The organism is Streptomyces sp. NPDC053432 (assembly GCF_055585365.1).
This window is the reverse complement of sequence record NZ_JBVJKF010000025.1, coordinates 102,593-121,795: the sequence shown is the minus strand read 5'-3', so window position 1 is coordinate 121,795 and position 19,203 is coordinate 102,593. Positions and strand designations below refer to the sequence as shown.

Here is a 19,203-nt window from a genome sequence, read left to right as displayed (position 1 = left end):
TCGGCGTCAAGCTCACCACCCTGCGCCCGGAGCAGGCCGCCTACATCGGCGTCAAGGTCGAGGGCCCGTACAAGCCGGACCACTACCGCTACTGACGCGGCTTCCGATCGAAGACCGCTGACCGGCGCCCGCCCCGCCCCCGCCCCGTCCGGGGGGCGGGGCGGGCTGCCGGCAGAACCTCCCCACCGCCCCGGAGGAATCCCGTGACCATCAGTGAAACAGCCCCACCCCCGATCCAGGACCGTGCCGCGGAACTCGCCGTGATCAAGGCCATGGCCATTGCCGGGCCGGACCCCAAGGCCACCGAACGGCAGCACGCCAAGGGCAAGCTGACGGCGCGGGAGCGCATCGAGGCGCTCCTCGACGAAGGCTCGTTCCAGGAGATCGAGGCCCTGCGCCGGCACCGGGCCACCGGCTTCGGCCTGGAGCACAAGAAGCCCTACACCGACGGGGTCGTCACCGGCTGGGGCACCGTCCACGGGCGGACGGTCTTCGTGTACGCGCACGACTTCCGCATCTTCGGCGGCGCCCTCGGCGAGGCCCACGCGCAGAAGATCCACAAGGTGATGGACCTCGCGGTGGCCGCGGGCGCCCCCCTGGTCAGCCTCAACGACGGCGCCGGAGCCCGGATCCAGGAGGGCGTCACCGCCCTCGCGGGCTACGGCGGCATCTTCCAGCGCAACACCAGGGCCTCCGGTGTCATCCCGCAGATCTCCGTGATGCTGGGCCCGTGCGCGGGCGGCGCCGCGTACTCCCCGGCCCTGACGGACTTCGTGTTCATGGTCCGGGAGACCTCGCAGATGTTCATCACCGGCCCGGACGTGGTCCGCGCGGTGACCGGCGAGGAGATCACCCAGAACGGTCTCGGCGGCGCCGACGTGCACGCCTCGGTCTCCGGGGTCGCCGCCTTCGCCTACGACGACGAGCGGAGCTGCCTGGAGGACGTACGGTTCCTGCTGTCGCTGCTGCCCTCCAACAACCGCGAGACCGCACCCCGCGAGGAGACCGGCGACCCCGCCGACCGGCGCACCGACGCCCTGGTCGACCTCGTCCCGGCCAACCCGAACCAGTCCTACGACATCCGCAAGGTCGTCGAGGAGATAGCCGACGACGGCGAGTACTTCGAGATCCAGCCCGGCTGGGCGCAGAACGTGGTCGTCGCCCTCGCCCGGTTCGACGGCCACGTCACCGGGATCGTCGCCAACCAGCCCTCCTCCATGGCGGGCGTCCTCGACATCCACGCCAGCGAGAAGGCAGCCCGATTCGTGCAGTTCTGCGACGCCTTCAGCATCCCGCTGGTCACCCTCGTCGACGTGCCCGGCTTCCTGCCCGGCGTCGACCAGGAGCACAACGGCATCATCCGGCACGGCGCCAAGCTGCTGTACGCGTACTGCAACGCGACCGTCCCGCGGATCCAGCTGATCCTGCGCAAGGCCTACGGCGGCGCGTACATCGTCATGGACTCGCGCTCCATCGGCGCCGACGTCTCCCTGGCCTGGCCCAGCAACGAGATCGCGGTGATGGGCGCCGAGGGCGCCGCCAACGTCATCTTCCGCCGGGAGATCGCCGCGGCCGAGGACCCGGACCTCGAACGGGCGCAGAAGATCAAGGAGTACCAGACCGAGCTGATGCACCCGTACTACGCGGCCGAGCGCGGCCTCGTCGACGACGTCATCGACCCGGCCGAGACGCGTTCCGCGCTCATCGGCGCCCTCGCGATGCTGCGCTCCAAGTACGCGGACATGCCGTCCCGCAAACACGGCAACCCGCCGGTGTGACGGACGAGGAGGCAGCGGACCGATGACCACCCCCTGGAAGATCACCGGCGGCCACCCCTCCGCGGAGGAGACCGCCGCCCTCACCGCCGTCCTCACGGCCCTGCTGGCACGGCGGACCGCCGCCGCACCGGCTCCGGCCGCCGACGGACGGGCCGCCGACGGACGGGCCCCCGACAGCGGCTGGCACCGCGCCCACCGCAACCCGCACGCCCCCGCGGGGATGTGGCGCGGCCGGTGAAGGGACATCCCGCAGGCCCCGTACACGTCACCGAAGTGGCGGAGGGCGTCCACGCGTACGTGCAGCCCGGCGGCGGCTGGTGCCTGAACAACGCGGGCGTCCTCACCGACGGGCGCCGCAGCGTGCTCGTCGACACCGCCGCCACTGAGGCCCGCGCCCGGCAGCTGCGCCGGGCCGCGCTGCGGCTCGCGCCGCGGCCCCCGCACGCCGTGGTCAACACCCATTTCCACGGCGACCACACCTACGGCAACTTCGTCTTCCCCGAGGCCCTGACCATCGGCCACGAGAAGACCCGCGCCCTGGTCGGAGCGGCCGGCATGCACATGGCCGGACTGTGGCCGGACGTCTGCTGGGGCGACATCGAGATCGCCCCGCCCGAGCTCACCTTCCAGGACCGCATGACGCTCCACGTGGGCGACTCCGTCCGCGCCGAGCTCCTCCACATCGGCCCGGCCGCGCACTCCGTCGACGACACCGTCGTCTGGCTGCCCGAGCAGGGCGTGCTGTTCACGGGCGACCTCGCGATGAACGGGGTCACGCCGTTCTGCGTCATGGGCTCCGTAGCGGGCTCCCTGCGGGCCCTGGCACGGCTGCGCGCGCTCGGCGCGACCACCGTCGTGCCCGGCCACGGACCGGTCGGCGGCCCGGAGGTCCTCGACGCCAACGAGGCGTACCTGCGCTGGGTGCAGGGCCTCGCCAAGGAGGGCGCGGCCGCGGGGGTGAGCCCCCTCGAACTCGCGCGCGCCACCGACCTCGGCCCGTACGCCGGACTGCTGGACGCGGAACGCCTCGTCCCCAACCTGCACCGCGCCTACGCGGAGGAGCGGGGCCTGCCCGAGGGCACCCCGCTCGACATCGGGGCCCTCTTCGAGGAGATGGCCGCCCACCACGGGCGCCGGCCGGAGTGCCTGGCGTAGTCCGGCACCTCCGGCTCACCGCACCGCGAACTGACGCGACATACGACAGAGGGGCCCGTAGGACACCCCGGTCACCGGTGTCCTACGGGCCCCTCGCGTCGGCCCGCGCCGTCATGGCGGCGGTTACCGCGGATCGGCGTCGAACTTCGAGGCCGACCAGAAGTAGCCCAGCACGGTCAGCCCCACGCACCAGGCCACGGCGAGCCACCCGTTATTGCCGATCTCGCTGCCGAGCAGCAGGCCGCGCAGGGTCTCGATGGCCGGGGTGAAGGGCTGGTACTCGGCGATCGGCCGGAACCAGCCCGGCATCGAGTCGACCGGGACGAAGGCGCTGGACAGCAGCGGCAGCAGGATCATCGGCATCGCGTTGTTGCTGGCGGCCTCGGCGTTCGGGCTGATCAGGCCCATGCCGACCGCGATCCAGGTGAACGCCAGGGCGAACAGGACCAGCAGCCCGAACGCGGCGAGCCACTCCACGGCCGTCGCGTCGGTGGCCCGGAAACCGATGGCCAGACCGACGAGACCGACGAGGACCACACTCGCGATCGACTGCAGGACGCTGCCGATGACGTGCCCGACGAGCACCGAGGGACGGTGGATCGCCATCGTCCGGAAGCGGGCGATGATGCCCTCGTTCATGTCGTTGGCGACGGACACCGCGGTTCCGATCGTGGTGCTGCCGATCGTCATCAGCAGCAGCCCCGGAACGATGTACGCGATGTACGCGGAACGGCCGCCGCCGCCCAGGCCCGCGCTCATGGCGTCGCCGAAGATGTAGACGAAGAGCAGGAGCAGCATGATCGGCGTGAGGAGCAGGTTCAGGGTCAGGGACGGGTAGCGCCGGGCGTGCAGGAGGTTGCGCCTCAGCATCGTGGACGAGTCGCGCAGGGCGAGGGAGAGGGAGCTCATCGGACAGCCTCCTTCGGCTGGTCGGTGTTCGCGGTCAGGGCAAAGAACACGTCGTCGAGGTCGGGGGTGTGGACGGTGAGCTCGTCGGCCTCGATGCCGGCCGAGTCGAGCCGGTCGAGGACGGTGCGCAGGGCGCGCTGGCTGCCGTCGCTGGGGATCTGCAGCGCGAGGGCCTCGTCGTCGCGTCCCGCGTCGTGCAGGGCGAGGGCGAGGGCGGCGGCGCGGTAGGCGGCCGGGTCGGCGAAGCGGAGGCGTACGTGTCCGCCGGGGATCAGCCGCTTGAGTTCCTCGGCGGTGCCCTGGGCGGCGATCCGGCCGTCGTTGAGGACGGCGATCCGGTCGGCCAGCTCGTCGGCCTCCTCCAGGTACTGGGTGGTGAGGAAGACCGTCACGCCGTCCGCCACCAGCTCGCGGATGATCTGCCACATGTTGTGCCGGGAGCGCGGGTCGAGGCCGGTGGTCGGCTCGTCGAGGAAGATGATCCGCGGGCTGCCGACCAGCGTCATCGCGATGTCCAGCCGGCGCTTCATGCCGCCGGAGTAGGTGGAGGCGGGCTTCTTCGCCGCCTCCACGAGATCGAACCGCTCCAGCAGTCCGGCCGCGACCCGCCGCCCTTCCCGCTTGGACAGGTGGTGCAGGTCCGCCATCAGGAGCATGTTCTCCTCACCGGTGATCAGCCCGTCGACCGCGGAGAACTGCCCGGTCACCCCGATCGCGGCACGCACCGCCTGCGGGTCGGCGCCGAGGTCGTGACCGCCGACGCGCACCTGGCCGGCGTCGGCGCCGATGAGGGTGGAGAGGATCTTCACGGCGGTGGTCTTGCCCGCGCCGTTCGGGCCGAGCAGGGAGAAGATCGTCCCCTCGGGGACGGCCAGGTCCACGCCGTCGAGTACGACCTTGTCCCCGTAGGACTTCCGCAGCCCGTTCGCCGCGATGGCCAGGTCGGTCATGATGAGTGCTCCTCAGGAGGGTTGGGGCGGGTCAGTTGCTGCGGGCGGTGATGTCGCCGTAGCCGGTGCCGGCGTGGACGGTGAGCTCGGCGCGGACGCCCTCGCTGTTCCGCAGGGAGTTGTGGATCCGGCCGTATGCGGTCTCGGCGTCGAGGGTGCCGGAGACCCCGGGCGCGGCTGCGACGGTGATGTCCCCGTGCTCGGTGCGCAGTTCGACCTTTCCGTGCAGGGCGTCGGTGATCCGGATGTCGCCCTTCTGGGTGCGGATCGTGGTGGGGCCGGCGATGCGGCCGATGGTGATGTCGCCGGCCTGGAGGGTGAGGTGGGCGGCGGCGGTCTCGTCGAGTTCGACGGTGGCCTGGGCGCCTTCGAAGGTGACGTCGCCGAGGCGTCCGACGCCGCGGAGTTCGGCGAGGGCGGCCTTGGCCTCGATGTGGGAGCCGGCCGGGAGCTGGACGGTGACCTCGACGGAACCGGAGTTGCCGAGGAGGCGGTGCTTGGCCGGGGCGGCCTCGATCCGCAGGACGCCGTCGCGGAAGTCGACGGTGATCTGCTCGGCGGCCTTCACGTCGCGGCTCTCGGAGGCGTTGGCGGGGCGGACCTCGACGGTGGTGTCGGTGCGCTCGGCGGCGATGAACCGGATCCGGCCGGCCGGGATGTCGAGGACGGTGGAGACGGGGGCGGCGGTGGCGAAGCTCTGCATGGTTCTGTTCCTTCGGGTCGTTGTTTCCGATGCCCCGAAAGCTACGTTGCGTTCATGGATGACGGCAACAACTTCGTTGCGTGCAATCTGTATTTCCGCAGCTCAGATGAGAGAAATCGTTGCACTGGCTAGAATTTCAATGCAATGGGATCGCATGTTGCGTTGCAATGACTAGGAAATGAACGCTATGCTGGAGGCGCCGAGGACCCACAAGGGGCCCACGAACGACGGAGATTGCGATGCCGGGAGGCAGGCTCACCCAGCAGGAACGCCAGCAGATCGCGCTGGGGGTGGCGGACGGGCTCGCGTACGCGGAGATCGCCAGACGCCTGGACCGTCCGACCTCGACCGTCACGCGCGAGGTCATGCGCAACGGGGGCCCCGCCGGCTACCGCGCGGACCTGGCCCAGCGCTCCACCGAACGCCGCACCCACCGCCGCAGGCAGGCCGCCCCCCGGGCCGGGCAGGCGCCCCAACTGGCCCACGGGCGCGACCCCGAGGCCGTGCGCGAGTACGAGGAACTGTTCACGACCCTCTTCATGGCCTCGGGCCTGCCGAAGATAAGCGCCCGGGTACTGGTCTGCCTCTACACCACCGACACGGGCACCCTCACCGCGTCCGAACTCGTCCAGCGGTTGCAGGTCAGCCCGGCGTCCATCTCCAAGGCGGTCGCCTTCCTCGACAGCCAGGGCCTCATCCGCCGGGAACGCGACGAACGCCGCCGCGAGCGCTACATCGTCGACGACGACGTCTTCTACCAGTCCACGATCGCCAGCGCGAAGGCCAGCGACCAACTCGCCGAGACCGCCCGCCAGGGCGTCGGCGTCCTGGGCCCGGACACCCCGGCCGCGGTCCGCCTGGAGAACATCGCCCGCTTCCTCGACTTCATCAGCGAGACCATCACCCGCGCGGCGGAACAGGCCCGAGACATCCTCTACGTCAAGGGCCCGTCGGCCCCGGGGGGCGCCGGGCCGGGCGGGGAGTAGGGGCGGCGTCACGGGAGCGGGCGACCTCCCGCACCCCACGGCCGCCGGTCACCGGGTGCCGGGCGATCGCCACCTCGACGGCCCACGCCTCCGTGGAGGCCCGGAGGGGAACCGCGGACACCTCGGCCCGGGCACGGGCGGTGCTCGTCACGCGGTCGCGGTCGAAGTCGGCGAGCAGGTGAGGGGCGACCTGGGCGAGGGCGGCGCGGATGGCCTCGGGCTGGGCGGGCGGCTGCGGGACGGCCGACGGCTGGGGTGCGGTGCTCATGCGGCTTCGGTCCTCTCCGTCAGACCCAGTTCGCGCGCTCGGTAGGCGCCGACAACTCGCTGTGCGGCCCGGTCAGATCCATCGAATCGGATGCATCTGGACTGATATAAGGTCGTCCCTGTGAATGGAGTACAGCTCTTCCTGCTGGGACGCACGCTGATGAAGATCGGTGAGGAGGCCATCCCCACCGACCGGCTCGGCAAGCGGCCGACGAGCACGCGGTCGGTGCTGATCGTGATGCTCGACATCTACGCCCACCCGGACACGACGGTCGGCGAGGTCGCCACCCGCTCCGGGCTGCCGCAGAGCGCCGTGTCCGCCTGCGTGGCCCGGCTGCGGGAGACCGGATCGGTGGTGACGCGGACCGACCCCCGCGACCGGCGCCGGACCCTGGTCCGGCAGAACCCCGAGGTGACCGACCGGCGCGCCGAGGTCGCCGGGGCGCGCGTCGACGACGCCCTCGCCACGGCGCTCGGAACCGACGACCCGGTGGAGGTCGCCCAGGTGGTCGCCCTCCTGGAGGCCCTGGCCCGGCGCCTGTCGCCGGAGGTGCTGGCCCGGCTGTCGCCGGACCCGTCCTGAGGGGCGCGCATGCGAAAGCCGCCCGGGTGCTCGGCGCCCGGGCGGCTTCCGTGTTCCGTCACGCGTTCGCCGCCGCCTTTGGGGCCCCGGCGGGAGCCGCCGCGGGAGCCGCCCCGGCCGCCGCACCCGCAGCGGTCGTCCCGGCCCGGCCGCGGACCAGGAAGCAGGCCAGCACGCCCACCAGGACCGCCGCGATCGGCAGCGCCGCCGTCACGTGCAGGGTCGCGACGAAGGCGTCCGCGTACACCTTCCCGGAGGCCAGCTCCGCCGCCAGCCGGCCCTGGAGCAGGGCGCCCACCGCGGCCGCGCCGATGACGGAACCGATCTGCCGGACCGTGTTGTTGACCGCGGACGCCGCCCCCGCGAGCCGCGGGTCGACGCCCCGCATCGCCTCGGCGGACATCGGGGCGACCACGCAGCCGATGCCGAGTCCGGTGAGGACGGTGGCCGGGACGAAGGCGTACCAGGGGGTCCCGGGGCCGGCGATCAGCACGATCGCCACCATGCCGGCCGCGTACAGGGTCAGACCCGCCATCAGCAGGTACTTGCCGCCGATCCGGTCGGACAGCCGGCCCGCGAACGGTCCCACCGCCATCGACACCAGGGAGGACGGGGCCAGCACCAGGCCCGCCTTGACCGCGCTCAGGCCGAGCACGGACTGCAGGTAGAGGTTGAAGGGGAGGACCAGTCCGATCATCGCCATCGACACGAGGGCCACCATCACCGTCAGCACGGCGAAGTTGCGGTCCTTGAACAGCGCGAACGGGACGAGGGGTTCGCGGTCCTGACGGCCGCGCTGGTGGAAGAGGAACCCGGCGGCCAGCGCCGCACCCGCGGCCAGCAGCCCCCAGATCCCGCTGCCCCAGTGGTAGTGCTCGCCCTCCTGGAGCGCGAAGGTCAGGCAGAACAGCGCGCCGGTGGCCAGCAGGACGCCGGGGACGTCGAAGGTGCGGGTCCGGCCGGACCGTACGTCGGGCACCACCAGGAAGGTCAGCACCAGCGCGGCGATCCCGATCGGCACGTTCACCAGGAAGATCCAGCGCCATCCGACGGTGGAGACCAGCACGCCTCCCAGGGTCGGACCCGACAGCGTGGCCAGCCCCGCCACCATGCCCCAGACGCCCATCGCCGTACCGCGCCGCGCAGCCGGGAAGACCGACATGATCAGCGCCATCGTCTGCGGCGTGAGCAGTGCGGCGCCGAGGCCCTGTACCCCGCGGGCGGCGATCAGCATCACCGGGCCGGTGGCCAGCCCGCAGGCGATGCTGGCGGCCGTGAACACCACCACGCCGGTGACGAAGAGGTTGCGCGGCCCCCACAGATCGCCGAGCCGGCCCGCCGTGATCAGCAGGACGGCCAGGACGAGGGCGTAGCCGCTGACCACCCACAGGGTCTGGTCCAGGGTCGCCCCCAGCGCGTCGATCATCTCCGGGATCGCGATGTTCACGATCGTCAGGTCCAGCAAGGTCATGAAGAACCCCAGTGACATGGTCACCAGTACCGCCCAGGGATTTCCGGCCCACTTCCGCATGTGTCCACTCCTCTCGCGCCGTCCGCCGGGAGCAACCGTAATGCATCTTTTTTGATGCATCAAGAGGGATGGATATTGGGAGTGGTAGGAGTGGTATCCGGGGCGGGGCGCGCCCCGGCCGGGCTGGCGCGGGCCCCCGGCTTCCGGCAGCCTGTGCCGGGGACCGCCCGGGACCTCCGGGACCGTCCGGGACGACAGACAGGGGAGTGCCATCGTGCTCACGGCACTTGAAGGCGCGTACGGCGACCGCGCGGACGCCGTCACCGTCGCCGGCCGCACCACCTCGTACGAGGAACTGCTCGGCGCCGCCGGAGCGGTGGCCGCGGACGTCGCGGGGGCCCCGGCCTTCGCCGTCACGGCGACGGCCTCGCTGGAGACCGTCGCCGCGGTGGTCGGCGGGCTGCTCGCCGGAGTGCCCTGCGTACCGCTGCCGCCCGACGCCGGACCCGCCGAACGGGAGCACATCCTGCGCGACTCGGGGGCCGCGGAGATCGCGGTCGACTTCGCGCGGCGCGCGGACACCCCCTCCCCGAAGGCCGCCGATGCCGGGGACCCCGCACTGATCCTGTACACCTCCGGCACCACCGGGCCGCCCAAGGGAGTGGTGCTCAGCGCCGCCGCCGTCGCCGCCGACCTCGACGCGCTCGCCGAGGCCTGGCAGTGGAGCGCCGGCGACACCCTCGTGCACGGGCTGCCGCTGTTCCACGTGCACGGCCTCGTCCTCGGCGTGCTCGGCGCCCTGCGCACCGGCAGCCGCCTCGTGCACACCGGCCGGCCGACGCCCGGCGCCTACGCCGCGGCCGGCGGCAGCCTGTACTTCGGCGTGCCGACCGTGTGGTCCCGTATCGCCGCCGAACCCGACGCCGCCTCCGCCCTGTCCGGGTCCCGGCTCCTCGTCTCCGGCAGCGCGGCCCTGCCCGCGCCCGTCTTCCGCGACCTCGAACGCCTCACCGGCCACCGCCCCGTGGAGCGCTACGGCATGACCGAGACACTGATCACCATCAGCGGCCGGGCGGGCGGCGAGGTCCGCCCCGGCACGGTGGGCACCCCGCTCACCGGCATCCGCACACGCATCGCCGCCGAGCCGGGCGCGGGGATCGGGGAACTGCAGCTGACCGGCCCCACCCTGTTCTCCGGGTACCTGGGCCGGCCGGAGGCCACCGCCGCCGCCCACACCGAGGACGGCTGGTTCCGTACCGGAGACATCGCGGCCGTCGACCCGTCGGACGGCGTGCACCGGATCGTGGGCCGCGCCTCCACCGACATGATCAAGTCCGGGGGGTACCGGATCGGCGCGGGCGAGATCGAGAACGCCCTGCTCGACCACCCCAAGGTGCGCGAGGCGGCCGTCGTCGGCGTCCCCGACGCGGACCTCGGGCAGCGGATCGTCGCCTACGTCGTCGCCGACGGGGTCACCGGCGCCGAGCTCACCGACTTCGTCGCCGCGCACCTGTCGGTGCACAAGCGCCCGCGCGAGGTCCGCTTCGTCACGGCGGTGCCGCGCAACGCCATGGGCAAGCCGCAGAAGAAGCTGCTGCTGGAGGGCGACCACGGCGACCGGCCCTGACGGAGCAGCAGAAGGCGGGCGCGTCGCGGCGTGAGTACGCGTGCGGGGGTTCGCCTCCGCGTGGTCGCGCCGAACCGGGGCGAGCAGGGCGTGGATGCGGGCACCGCGGCCGTGATCGTGAACATCGGCCCGATCGTCATCGCCCTGCCCGGCGCCGAGATCTGCCCGGCCGGCGTCGCCGTCTCCCGCGGGCGCGTCTCCCGCGGGCGCGGCCCCTGCAGGTCGGCCCCCGCGGGCGCGGCTCCCGCAGGCGCGGCACCCGCCCGGCCGCGGCGGTCCGGGCCTTCGCCGGATGACCGCCGCCCGCCGGACGGGCCACGCGCCGGGTCGGCTTTCGATCAGCTTTCGATCAGCCGCTGGAAGACCACCGTGTCGAAGATGTCCTCCATCCGGACGGCGATCCCGTCCCGCAGGGTCCACGAGTGGATGAAGGGAAGCGTCTCCGTCGTGCCGCGGACCGAGGTCACCTGCCGGACCCCGAAGACCACGATCCGGTCGTCGGCGGCCACGAATTCCTGGGGCTCCAGGCGCATCCCGCCCAGCACAGCAGGCACGCGCGAGAGGAACTCCCGCACGCCCGCGTGACCGTGCTTGGTGCCGCCCAGGCCGTAGTCGGCCATCCCGTCGGGGTGCACCCACTCCACCTGCGGGTCCAGCGTGTCGAGCAGACCCGCCACGTCACGGTCGTGGAAGGCACGGTAGGCGCGCCGGACCAGGGCCAGGTTCTCGTCGATGCTCGTCGTCATGTCGTCCGTGTCCCTTCTCAGCGGCTCATGTGCTGCGGGTGCAGGGCCCGCAGGGTGCTCTCGATGCCGTCCCGCCAGTCGACCCGGCACGGGCCGGTCAGCCGGCGGCGCAGGGTGGGGTCGAACCGGTACGTCTCCCGGGTGACCTCCTGCGGTACGAGCAGCGCCTCCACGCCCGTCAGCGCCTCGATGTGGCGCAGGCAGTCGGTGATGCCGACCGACTGGTCACCGCCCCAGTTGACCAGCGTCGCCGGGACCGACGCGGCCCCCCACAGCGGCGGGACCTGCGCGACCAGGTCGTCGGTGTGCAGGAGGGAGCACCAGTTCTGCCCCTCCAGCGGCACGGCGATCGGATTCCCGGCCAGCATCTGCTTGAAGTACAGCATCGGGACCCCGCCGTAACTCCCCGGCCCGTACGCGATGTTGAGGCGCGCGATGGTGGTGGGCAGGCCCAGCACCCGGGCGAAGGCGCGCACCGCCCCCTCGGTCGCGAGCTTGCCCATCGGGTAGGCCGGCAGCCAGGCGGCGCTGCCGTCGACCGGGTCGTCCTCGGTGTACGCGTGGTCCAGGGTCTGGCGCGCGTACAGGGCACCCGTCGAGACGAACAGGAACGCCTCGGCGGTCCGGGCGTGGACCATCAGGCGGCCGGTGGCCACCGCGTTGATCTCGGCGGTGGCGTTGAAGTCCCCGTCCTCGCCCCGGTGCACCGCGGAGTGCAGTACGTGGGTGAAGTCCTCGGGTATGTCCTTCAGGGCGTGCTCCGAGGGGTCGCCCATGTCCCAGTGCCGTGTGGTGACGCCCCGTTCGTTCAGCTCGCGCTCCACGCCCGGCGTGCCGAAGCGGCCGATGCACCAGACGTCGTTGTGCTCGGCCAGTGCCTCGGCGACCGGCCGGGCGACCTGCCCGGTCCCGCCGGTGATCAGGATCTTCTTTCCCCGCATGGTGTAGTCCCCCGTCATTTCTGTCATTTCCGGTGTTACCGCCGGGCCGCGATGGCGTCGGCCTCGGCCAGGGTGCGGTCCAGCTCCTGCCGCAGGATCGCCTGGAAGGCCGCCACGTGGCGCGGGCCCATCAGGGTGTAGTGCTCGCCCGGCACCTCCAGGTACCGGTTCGGCTCGGTGCTGTGCTCGTCCCAGCGCCGCAGCTCGTTGTCCAGCCAGTCCTCCTTCGTGCCGCGCAGCGGTATCGCGTGGAAGACGCTCATCGAGCGCACCGTGCCGCTCGGCTCGTAGCCGCGCCCCAGGTCGGTCAGCGTGTTGGCCAGGTCGGCCCACGCGCCGAACTTGTCGGCGTCCAGGTCGAGTTCGGAGAGCCGCTCCCGGGGGGAGATCGCGATGAGGCGGGCCACCTGCTCCTCGCGCGGCAGCCCGCGCAGCGCGTCCGGCAGCTCGATCGACTGCTTCTTGTCGATCAGGTCCAGGAAGAACGCCAGGTTCGCCGCGGTGTCCACGAAGTCCAGCTCGTTCATGCGGTACTTGATGTGCGGCGGCAGGTTGAAGCTGCCGACGAAGTCGACGCGCTCGCCCTCCGATTCGAGGATCTTGGCGATCTCGAACGCCACGGCGGCGCCGTACGAGTACCCGGCCACCGCGTACGGGCCGTGCGGCTGCCGGGCCCGGATCGCCTCCACGTAGCAGTCGACCATCTGCTCGAAGGAGACGAAGGGCTTCTCGCCCTCGTTGAAGCCGCGGGCGCGCAGCGCGTAGAAGGGCCGGTCGCCCGTGAAGTACCGGGCGAGGTTGACGAAGACGAGGACCTCGCCGACACCGGGGTGCACGCAGAACAGCGGGGTCTTCGTGCCACTGGTCTGCATGGGCACCAGCGGGTCGTACGGGCGGGCGCCCGGGCCGTCACCGTCGTCCGCGGTCAGCCGGGCGGCCAGCGCGCGCACGCTCGGCGCGGTCAGCACGGTGACGACCTCCAGGGCCGGGACGCCCAGGCGCTGCGCCACCTTGCCGCGCAGCCGCAGGATGTCGAGCGAGGTGCCGCCGAGGTCGAAGAAGCTGGCGGTGGCGCTGATCGTCGCCGGGTCGGCGCCGAACAGCTCGCCGTAGATCTCCGCGAGCACCCGCTCGGTGGGGCCCTCGGGCGCGGTGTGTCCGCCGAGCATGCGCAGCGTCAGGTCGGCGGCGGCCCGCGCCTGCTCCTCGTACGCGCCCGCCTCCAGCCGGCCGCGCATCAGGGAGCGCTGGATCTTGCCGAGGCTGGTCTTCGGGAAGGCCTCGGCGGGCAGCGGCAGCACCAGGGCCGGACGGAACCCCCAGTGGATGACCACGGTACTGCGGACGGCGCTCAGCGCCTGGTACAGGGCGGCCTCGTCGCCCTCGGGCACCTCGGGGCAGAACGCGATGACCAGCTGCTCGGTGTCGCTGCCGGCCGGCCGGGTGGGGAAGGCCGCGACGAAGCTGCGGGCGACGCCGTCGAGCTGTTCGAGAGCGGCCTCGACGTCGTGGCTGAAGTAGTTGACGCCGTTGACGATGACGCTGTCCTTGCTGCGCCCGACGAGGGTCAGCCGCCCGTCGTCGATGCGGCCGAGGTCGCCGCTGCGGAACCAGCCGTCGGCGGTGAAGGCCTCGGCGGTGGCCTCCGGGTTGTTGTAGTAGCCGGAGGTGATCATGGGCCCGGTGAACTGGACCTCGCCCACCCCGCCCTCGGGCAGCGTCCGGTCCTGCCCGTCCACGACCCGCATTCCCAGCCCCTCGACGGCGGTGCCGAGGTTCGCGAACTCGCGGCCGCGGTCGGCTTCGGGGAAGGCCTTGCGGGAGTAGACGCTCCCGGCGCAGGTCTCGGTCATCCCGAAGGCCGGCCACAGCGCGTCCCGGGCCAGACCGTACGGTGCCCAGTGCTCCAGGAACGCCTCCCCGGTGGCCACCACCACGGCCTCGCCGCCGCTGATGATGTGCCGCAGCCGGCTGAGGTCGAGCGGCTCCCCGGATCCGGCGAACCGCTCCGCGGCCGCGTTGACCAGCCCCAGCAGGAAGTTGGGCGTGAACGTCATCGTCACCCCGTGCCGGGAGACCAGCCGCAGGAACTCCAGCGGGTCGTCGAGCACCACCGGCGCCTCGGCGTGGACCTGCCTGCTGCCCGTCGACAGTGGCAGCAGGTGGCACTCCAGCAGCGCCGCCACATGGTCGAACGAGACCCAGTTCAGCGTGGTGTCCTCGGGGCCGAGGCGGTGGTGGCCGTTCTTGGCGGCCAGGGAGGCGAGCAGGTTGGCGTGGCTCAGCATGACCGCCTTGGCGCTGCTGGTCGAACCAGAGGTCAGCATCAGCACGGCCGTGTCGTCCGGCGCCGCCCGGTGCAGTTCGGCGGCCGGCTCACCGTACAGCTCGTCCAGCGGCGCCACCCGCAGGCCGTCGACCTCGGGCAGGCGCGCGGCGAGGGCGCTGCCGGTGACGACGAGCGGACCGTCGAGCAGGGCGTGGACATGGCGGAGCCGGTCGGCCCAGCGCTCCAGGTCGCCGCTCGGCGGTGCCACCGGGCAGGGCACGAAGCCGCCCAGAACGGCTGCCCAGAATGTGGTCACGAACTCCTGGGAGCCTTCCAGCACCAGTACGATCTTGTCCTGAGGGCGCAGTCCCCGGGCCCGCAGCCCGGTCAGGACCTGGCGGGCCCGGTCCAGGAGTTCGGGGTGGCTCTGGTCGAGGAAGCCGGCGTCCGCGCCGCCCGTGCAGTGGCGCAGGCCCGACTCGGGGAACCGCTCGGCGGCGGTCAGCAGCAAGTCGGTGAGGTTGTTCGACGAATTCACGGTCTCTGTCTCCTGGCCTCGAAAGGCGCGCCGGTGGCCGCGGGGTTGCCGCGTCCCGGTGCGTGCCGGGGAAGGGGAAAGGGGGAAGGGCGGGACGTGATCCCGTCACGCCGGGGCCGCGTGGGGCGCGGCCCCGGGCTTGTGTGGGCGGGGCCCTGGGGGGCTTGTGTGAGGCGGAGCCCCGGAGGGCCTGTGTGGGGGCGGAGCCCCGGCCCCGCGCGGCGGGGAGCCGTGCCGGGCCGGCGCTCAGAGCATGCGCACCGACGGCGGCCGGTCGGCGCCTTCGGGCAGCGCAAGGGCGGCCACCCAGCCTGCCGGGGCGGGGACGGTCGCCATCCGCCAGGTGCTGGGGGAGCCGAGCGCGGAGGTGGTGACCTGGGCCGGGCCCTCGGCCCAGGCCCGGGACTCCAGCGTGGTCAGGTCGGTGGTGATGCCGATCCCGAGGGCCTTGAGCACGGCCTCTTTCCGGGTCCAGCAGCGGAGGAACGCGGTGGTGCGGGCGGTGCCTTCGGGCAGGGCCAGCACGGCCTCGCGCTCGGCCGGTGTGAGGGCGGGCGCCTCCACCTCGGCGACGTCGAGCGGGCGGACCTGCTCGACGTCGACGCCCACGGGGAAGGGCGACAGGGCGAGCATGCCCAGCCCCCGGGTGTGCGCGATGCTCAGCTTCCAGGGAGTGCCCGGACGGACCACGGCGGGAGGGCCGTGCTCGGCACTGCCGCAGCCGGGACACGGGGTCCGGCCGAGGGACACTTCCGCGGCCGGTACTTCCAGGGCTTCCGAAAGCGCTCTCTTCACCGCCGCGCGGCAGGTGATGAACTCCACCCGCGCCTGCGCCGATTTCATTTTCTGAATCCGAGTCAGTTCTGTCTCGTCGAGCAGTTCCAGGTCGCTGTTCAAGTACCGCTCGGTCGGTACCGTCCACCACCAGACAACGGCGTCGGTGGATTCGAAGAGTGGTGCCATTGCGCGTTCAGTGGTCCCCGTGTGGCTTGTGGTCACCGGCTCACCGTAGGCTTGAGGGCCGCTCGAGTGGTCCTGGAGCCGGTCAGGGTTGGCCGGAACCGGACAGGGGTGCCACGGACGGTGAATGCACCGGCGCATCCGGTGACACAAGCGGAAGTGGCGGGTTTCGTTCCGGGGGGCGGGTGCAGCTTGCTGCCAGCGTGGCGGGAAATATTCGCTCAAAGTGGCGGAAAAAAATGAGGGGTTGACATATGCCGGGCTTGTCTTGCGCCCGCCCGGATCTTGTTGACGGGCCCTGGGCAGCGAACTAGGGTCGGCACGCTGGAGAACTGCTCGAATGGCGGCGCAGAGACTTTATCCGCCGAAAAGTTGAAACTCGTTGTACCGCCGGGTTTCCGTGCAGCAGATTCTGGTCAGTCAAGGGGGACATATGACCGGTGCCGCGATTGATTCGCATGGCGTAGAAGGGGTCGAGGACAGGACACCCGTGGACCACGCGACACATGTGGAAGAGGCCCTTTTGAAGGCCCGGGCCCTCATCGAATCCACCGTCTCCCTCCACCGCCAGAGACCCGATCAGGGCCCCGCCGCCCCGCACACGGACGTCGCCGTCCTCGGCGAGGCGCTCGACGACCTCGTACGCGGCGCACGCCACTCCGTCTGCGTCGCGATGACCGGCGACGGCGCCTTCCACCACCTCGCCCACCAGGCCCTGGCCGCGCTGGAATCCGGGCTCGTCGTACGGCTGCTGTGCGCGCCCCAGGTGGCCGACGGCAGCCTCGCCGCCCTCACCCGGGTGCCCGGCGCCCGGTTCGAGATCCGGGTCTCCGAGGCCGAGCTGCGCGACATCGTCGTGGTCGACGGCGCGGCGGCGCTCGTACGGTCGACCACGGCCCACGCCAAGTGCCACGCGACGCAGGTCAACGACCCTGCGGCGGTCCGCGCCCTGGAACTCCTGTTCGCCGGCGCCTGGTCCCGCGGCCGCAAGCTCGACGACCACCTGGCGCTGAGCCCCAAGCTGCGCAGCGAGCTCACCCGCCGGATCCTGGAGCGGCTGCGCGACGGCTTCACCGACGACGCGGCCTCCCGCGACCTCAACGTGTCCCTGCGCACCTACCGGCGCCACGTCGCCGAGATCATGCGTGAGCTCGGCGCCAACTCCCGCTTCCAGGCGGGTGTGCGCGCGGTGGAACTGGGGCTGCTCTCGGAGTAGTACAGCAGTGTGAACGGGGAGACGCGCGGTCCGCGCACGAGCACGGACCGCGTGGAGTTAAGAAACACCAACGGGGAAATGGTGAGTTTGACGTGTCCAACGGACCGGAAGACGAGCTGGAACAAGCACTACTGGAAGTCCGGGCCCTGATCGAATCGACGGTGGCCATCCACCGCGAGCGCAGCCACCGGTCGCAGCAGATATCCACGGTCGAGGGGGGCTACATGCCCGTTCTCCGGTCCGCGGCGGGCCTGATCCGAGGCGCCGTACGGACGATCGACATCGTGGACGCCCGGGCACCGGGACCGGGAGGCGAGGAAGAGCCCGCACGCAGCAGCCGGGCCGAACGCAAACTGCTCTACTCGGCCGGCGAAGGGGTATCGATCCGGCTGCTGGCCAGCCCGGGCCTGGTCGACGAGGAATTCATCCGGGAACAGCTGGCGCTGGAACGCCCGGTGGCCATCCGGGTGGCCCGGGTACCGCCGCTCCAGGCGCTGCTCGTCGACGGCAGCGGCGCCCTCGTGGTGGCCGAGTCGGCGGCCGGCGTGCGGGCCTCGACGATCCGGGCACCCGAAGTCCTGCACACCCTCGGCACCCTCTTCGAGAGCATCTGGCGCAACGCCGTGCCCGCCGGAGAGCGCATCGTCTTCGGCGACCGCGACCGGGCGGCTCTGGCCCGGCAGATCCTCGGCGCGCTGCGCGCGGGCGTCACCGACGAGGTGGCCGCCCGGGAACTCACCGTCTCGGTGCGCACCTACCGGCGCCACGTCGCGGAGATCATGGCGCTGCTCGGCGCCCAATCCCGCTTCCAGGCCGGGGTCAGAGCCGCCGAACTGGGGCTGCTGCCCACGTCCGGGACGGCCGGAGCGGTCAGCGGGACACGGGCCTGACGGTCCGGTCACCAGGGCGCTGGCAGCTTCCTGAAACCTGGGTTGCCGCCCGTCCGGCGCACGCAGTTGTATGGCGCCGGGAAAGGGATTCGGGGCTCCCGGCGAGCCCCTGGAATCCGTCCTGGTGGCATGGAGAAACCCCCGACCTGCATGCCACCGGCGCGCGGGGATCCGTACGTCGCGAAAGTCGGCGACGACGGGTCCCCGTGCCCCCGGTGAATACGTGCGGAAGGCGGATCCATGGATCGAAGGCCGATTGGTCTGGTGTTCCCGGGACAGGGAACGCAGAAGGAAGGAATGGGCGCGCCGTGGCGGAACACCCCGTCATGGAAACTCACCGAGGAAATCTCCGACGTCACCGGGGAGGACCTCGCCGCGCTGCTGCTCGACACGCCCGGTGAGCAGCTCAGGCGTACCGACCTGGCCCAGCTGACCGTGTTCACGGTCGCGGTCGTCGCCCACGCCGAAGCGGTGCGCCGCGGCACGCTGGACGTCCTCGGCGACGTGGTCGCCTGCGCCGGGCACAGCCTCGGCGAGTACGCCGCCCTGACCGCGGCCGGAGCACTGCCCCTGAGCGCCGCGGCGAGACTGGTCGCGGCCCGGGGCCGGGCCATGCGACAGGCCGCGGAGGAACGCCCCGGCACCATGGGGGTACTGGTCGCGGCCCCCCTCGACCTGGTCGGAGAGCTGGCCGAGCGGGTGCGCGCGGAAGGCTTCGACGTCTGGGTCGCCAACGTCAACGCGCCCGGCCAGACCGTGGTCTCCGGATCCGCCGAGGGCATCGACCGCATCGAGGCCGAAGCCCCCTCCATCGGCGCCAAGATGATCCGCCTCAGCGTGGGAGGGGCCTTCCACAGCCCCTACATGGCCCCCGCCGCGGACAGCCTGCGCGCCGCCCTGGAGGGCACCGCCTTCGCCCCCGCGCACCTGCCGGTGGTCGCCAACGCCGACGCCCGGACCTACAGCGGCGACTGCGACTGGCCCGGCCTCGCGACCCGGCAGCTCACCTCGCCGGTGCTCTGGGAGCCCGGCGTGCGCACCCTCGTAGACGGCCTCGGCTGCCGAAGCCTGGTCGAGATCGGCCCCGGCCGCACCCTCTCCGGCCTGATCCGGCGGATCGCCCCCGGCACCGGGGCCGTGGCCCTGGACAGCCCGGCGGCCCTCGACGCCGTCGGCGCCTGAGCACCGCACGCCCCGCCCACAAGGAGACCATC

At 72.1% G+C, this 19,203-nt stretch carries 19 protein-coding genes; 10 read left to right on the top strand and 9 right to left on the bottom strand.

Features of this window, described 5'->3' with window-relative positions; all coding sequences use genetic code 11:
• From ACZ6Y1_RS31730 to ACZ6Y1_RS31715, 4 genes are all read left to right on the top strand, one after another.
• Window positions 1-95 (top strand): adenosylhomocysteinase (locus ACZ6Y1_RS31730; RefSeq protein WP_351857368.1); only part of this gene is annotated, 95 nt, incomplete at its 5' end.
• A gap of 177 nt (window positions 96-272) precedes the next feature.
• Window positions 273-1,778, top strand: coding sequence for an acyl-CoA carboxylase subunit beta (locus ACZ6Y1_RS31725; RefSeq protein WP_469637861.1), 1,506 nt, complete (start codon window positions 273-275; stop codon window positions 1,776-1,778).
• Window positions 1,779-1,800: 22 nt separating this feature from the next.
• Complete coding sequence (locus ACZ6Y1_RS31720; RefSeq protein ID WP_469637844.1) at window positions 1,801-2,016, top strand: acyl-CoA carboxylase epsilon subunit; 216 nt, start codon at window positions 1,801-1,803, stop codon at window positions 2,014-2,016.
• Window positions 2,013-2,933 carry an MBL fold metallo-hydrolase gene (locus tag ACZ6Y1_RS31715; RefSeq protein WP_469637841.1) on the top strand — a complete coding sequence of 307 codons (921 nt, stop codon included), beginning with the start codon at window positions 2,013-2,015 and terminating at the stop codon, window positions 2,931-2,933. The genes ACZ6Y1_RS31720 and ACZ6Y1_RS31715 overlap by 4 nt, the downstream gene beginning before the upstream one ends.
• 123 nt (window positions 2,934-3,056) lie before the next feature.
• On the opposite strand, the gene ACZ6Y1_RS31710 is transcribed toward ACZ6Y1_RS31715, so the two are convergent.
• From ACZ6Y1_RS31710 to ACZ6Y1_RS31700, 3 genes are read right to left on the bottom strand one after another with little or no spacing between them, the layout of a single operon-like run.
• A complete protein-coding gene (locus ACZ6Y1_RS31710) occupies window positions 3,057-3,842 on the bottom strand; it encodes an ABC transporter permease (RefSeq protein WP_469637837.1) in 786 nt (261 codons plus the stop codon).
• Window positions 3,839-4,792, bottom strand: a complete 954-nt coding sequence (locus tag ACZ6Y1_RS31705) for an ATP-binding cassette domain-containing protein (RefSeq protein ID WP_469637834.1) — start codon at window positions 4,790-4,792, stop codon at window positions 3,839-3,841. Before ACZ6Y1_RS31705 ends, ACZ6Y1_RS31710 begins: the two co-directional genes overlap by 4 nt.
• A 31-nt stretch (window positions 4,793-4,823) precedes the next feature.
• Window positions 4,824-5,495, bottom strand: coding sequence for a DUF4097 family beta strand repeat-containing protein (locus ACZ6Y1_RS31700; RefSeq protein ID WP_469637831.1), 672 nt, complete (start codon window positions 5,493-5,495; stop codon window positions 4,824-4,826).
• Window positions 5,496-5,734: 239 nt separating this feature from the next.
• On the opposite strand from ACZ6Y1_RS31700, the gene ACZ6Y1_RS31695 reads away from it, so the two are divergent.
• Window positions 5,735-6,481: a helix-turn-helix domain-containing protein gene (locus ACZ6Y1_RS31695; RefSeq protein ID WP_469637826.1), complete on the top strand. Its 747-nt coding sequence runs from the start codon at window positions 5,735-5,737 to the stop codon at window positions 6,479-6,481.
• Here ACZ6Y1_RS31695 and ACZ6Y1_RS31690 read toward each other — a convergent pair.
• On the bottom strand, window positions 6,435-6,749 hold the full coding sequence (locus ACZ6Y1_RS31690) for a hypothetical protein (protein ID WP_469637823.1): 315 nt from the start codon (window positions 6,747-6,749) through the stop codon (window positions 6,435-6,437). The two genes, ACZ6Y1_RS31695 and ACZ6Y1_RS31690, sit on opposite strands and share 47 nt — an antisense overlap.
• A gap of 159 nt (window positions 6,750-6,908) precedes the next feature.
• Here ACZ6Y1_RS31690 and ACZ6Y1_RS31685 point away from each other — a divergent pair, with 159 nt between their 5' ends.
• Window positions 6,909-7,331, top strand: a complete 423-nt coding sequence (locus ACZ6Y1_RS31685) for a MarR family transcriptional regulator (RefSeq protein ID WP_469637857.1) — start codon at window positions 6,909-6,911, stop codon at window positions 7,329-7,331.
• Between the two features lie 58 nt (window positions 7,332-7,389).
• Here the strand turns inward: ACZ6Y1_RS31685 and ACZ6Y1_RS31680 are convergent, their stop codons facing one another.
• Window positions 7,390-8,862, bottom strand: coding sequence for a DHA2 family efflux MFS transporter permease subunit (locus ACZ6Y1_RS31680; protein WP_469637820.1), 1,473 nt, complete (start codon window positions 8,860-8,862; stop codon window positions 7,390-7,392).
• Window positions 8,863-9,076: 214 nt separating this feature from the next.
• Here ACZ6Y1_RS31680 and ACZ6Y1_RS31675 point away from each other — a divergent pair, with 214 nt between their 5' ends.
• Window positions 9,077-10,429 (top strand): AMP-binding protein, encoded by a 1,353-nt coding sequence (locus ACZ6Y1_RS31675; RefSeq protein ID WP_469637817.1) that lies wholly within the window; start codon window positions 9,077-9,079, stop codon window positions 10,427-10,429.
• A 338-nt stretch (window positions 10,430-10,767) separates the two neighbouring features.
• On the opposite strand, the gene ACZ6Y1_RS31670 is transcribed toward ACZ6Y1_RS31675, so the two are convergent.
• The 4 genes from ACZ6Y1_RS31670 to ACZ6Y1_RS31655 all read right to left on the bottom strand — a co-directional run bounded on the left by ACZ6Y1_RS31670 (window position 10,768) and on the right by ACZ6Y1_RS31655 (window position 15,766).
• Window positions 10,768-11,175 carry a nuclear transport factor 2 family protein gene (locus tag ACZ6Y1_RS31670; protein WP_469637814.1) on the bottom strand — a complete coding sequence of 136 codons (408 nt, stop codon included), beginning with the start codon at window positions 11,173-11,175 and terminating at the stop codon, window positions 10,768-10,770.
• Between the two features lie 17 nt (window positions 11,176-11,192).
• Complete coding sequence (locus ACZ6Y1_RS31665) at window positions 11,193-12,116, bottom strand: NAD-dependent epimerase/dehydratase family protein (protein WP_469637854.1); 924 nt, start codon at window positions 12,114-12,116, stop codon at window positions 11,193-11,195.
• A 35-nt stretch (window positions 12,117-12,151) separates the two neighbouring features.
• Window positions 12,152-14,923: an AMP-binding protein gene (locus ACZ6Y1_RS31660; protein ID WP_469637811.1), complete on the bottom strand. Its 2,772-nt coding sequence runs from the start codon at window positions 14,921-14,923 to the stop codon at window positions 12,152-12,154.
• A 246-nt stretch (window positions 14,924-15,169) separates the two neighbouring features.
• A complete protein-coding gene (locus ACZ6Y1_RS31655) occupies window positions 15,170-15,766 on the bottom strand; it encodes a 4'-phosphopantetheinyl transferase family protein (protein WP_469637808.1) in 597 nt (198 codons plus the stop codon).
• Between the two features lie 607 nt (window positions 15,767-16,373).
• Between ACZ6Y1_RS31655 and ACZ6Y1_RS31650 the strand changes: the two genes are divergently transcribed.
• The 3 genes from ACZ6Y1_RS31650 (at window position 16,374) to ACZ6Y1_RS31640 (ending at window position 19,171) form a co-directional block, all read left to right on the top strand.
• Complete coding sequence (locus ACZ6Y1_RS31650; RefSeq protein ID WP_469637805.1) at window positions 16,374-17,099, top strand: DNA-binding response regulator; 726 nt, start codon at window positions 16,374-16,376, stop codon at window positions 17,097-17,099.
• Window positions 17,100-17,191: 92 nt separating this feature from the next.
• Window positions 17,192-17,989 (top strand): LuxR family transcriptional regulator, encoded by a 798-nt coding sequence (locus ACZ6Y1_RS31645; protein ID WP_469637802.1) that lies wholly within the window; start codon window positions 17,192-17,194, stop codon window positions 17,987-17,989.
• A gap of 240 nt (window positions 17,990-18,229) precedes the next feature.
• Window positions 18,230-19,171, top strand: coding sequence for an ACP S-malonyltransferase (locus ACZ6Y1_RS31640; protein ID WP_469637799.1), 942 nt, complete (start codon window positions 18,230-18,232; stop codon window positions 19,169-19,171).
• The last annotated feature ends 32 nt before the right edge of the window (window positions 19,172-19,203 follow it).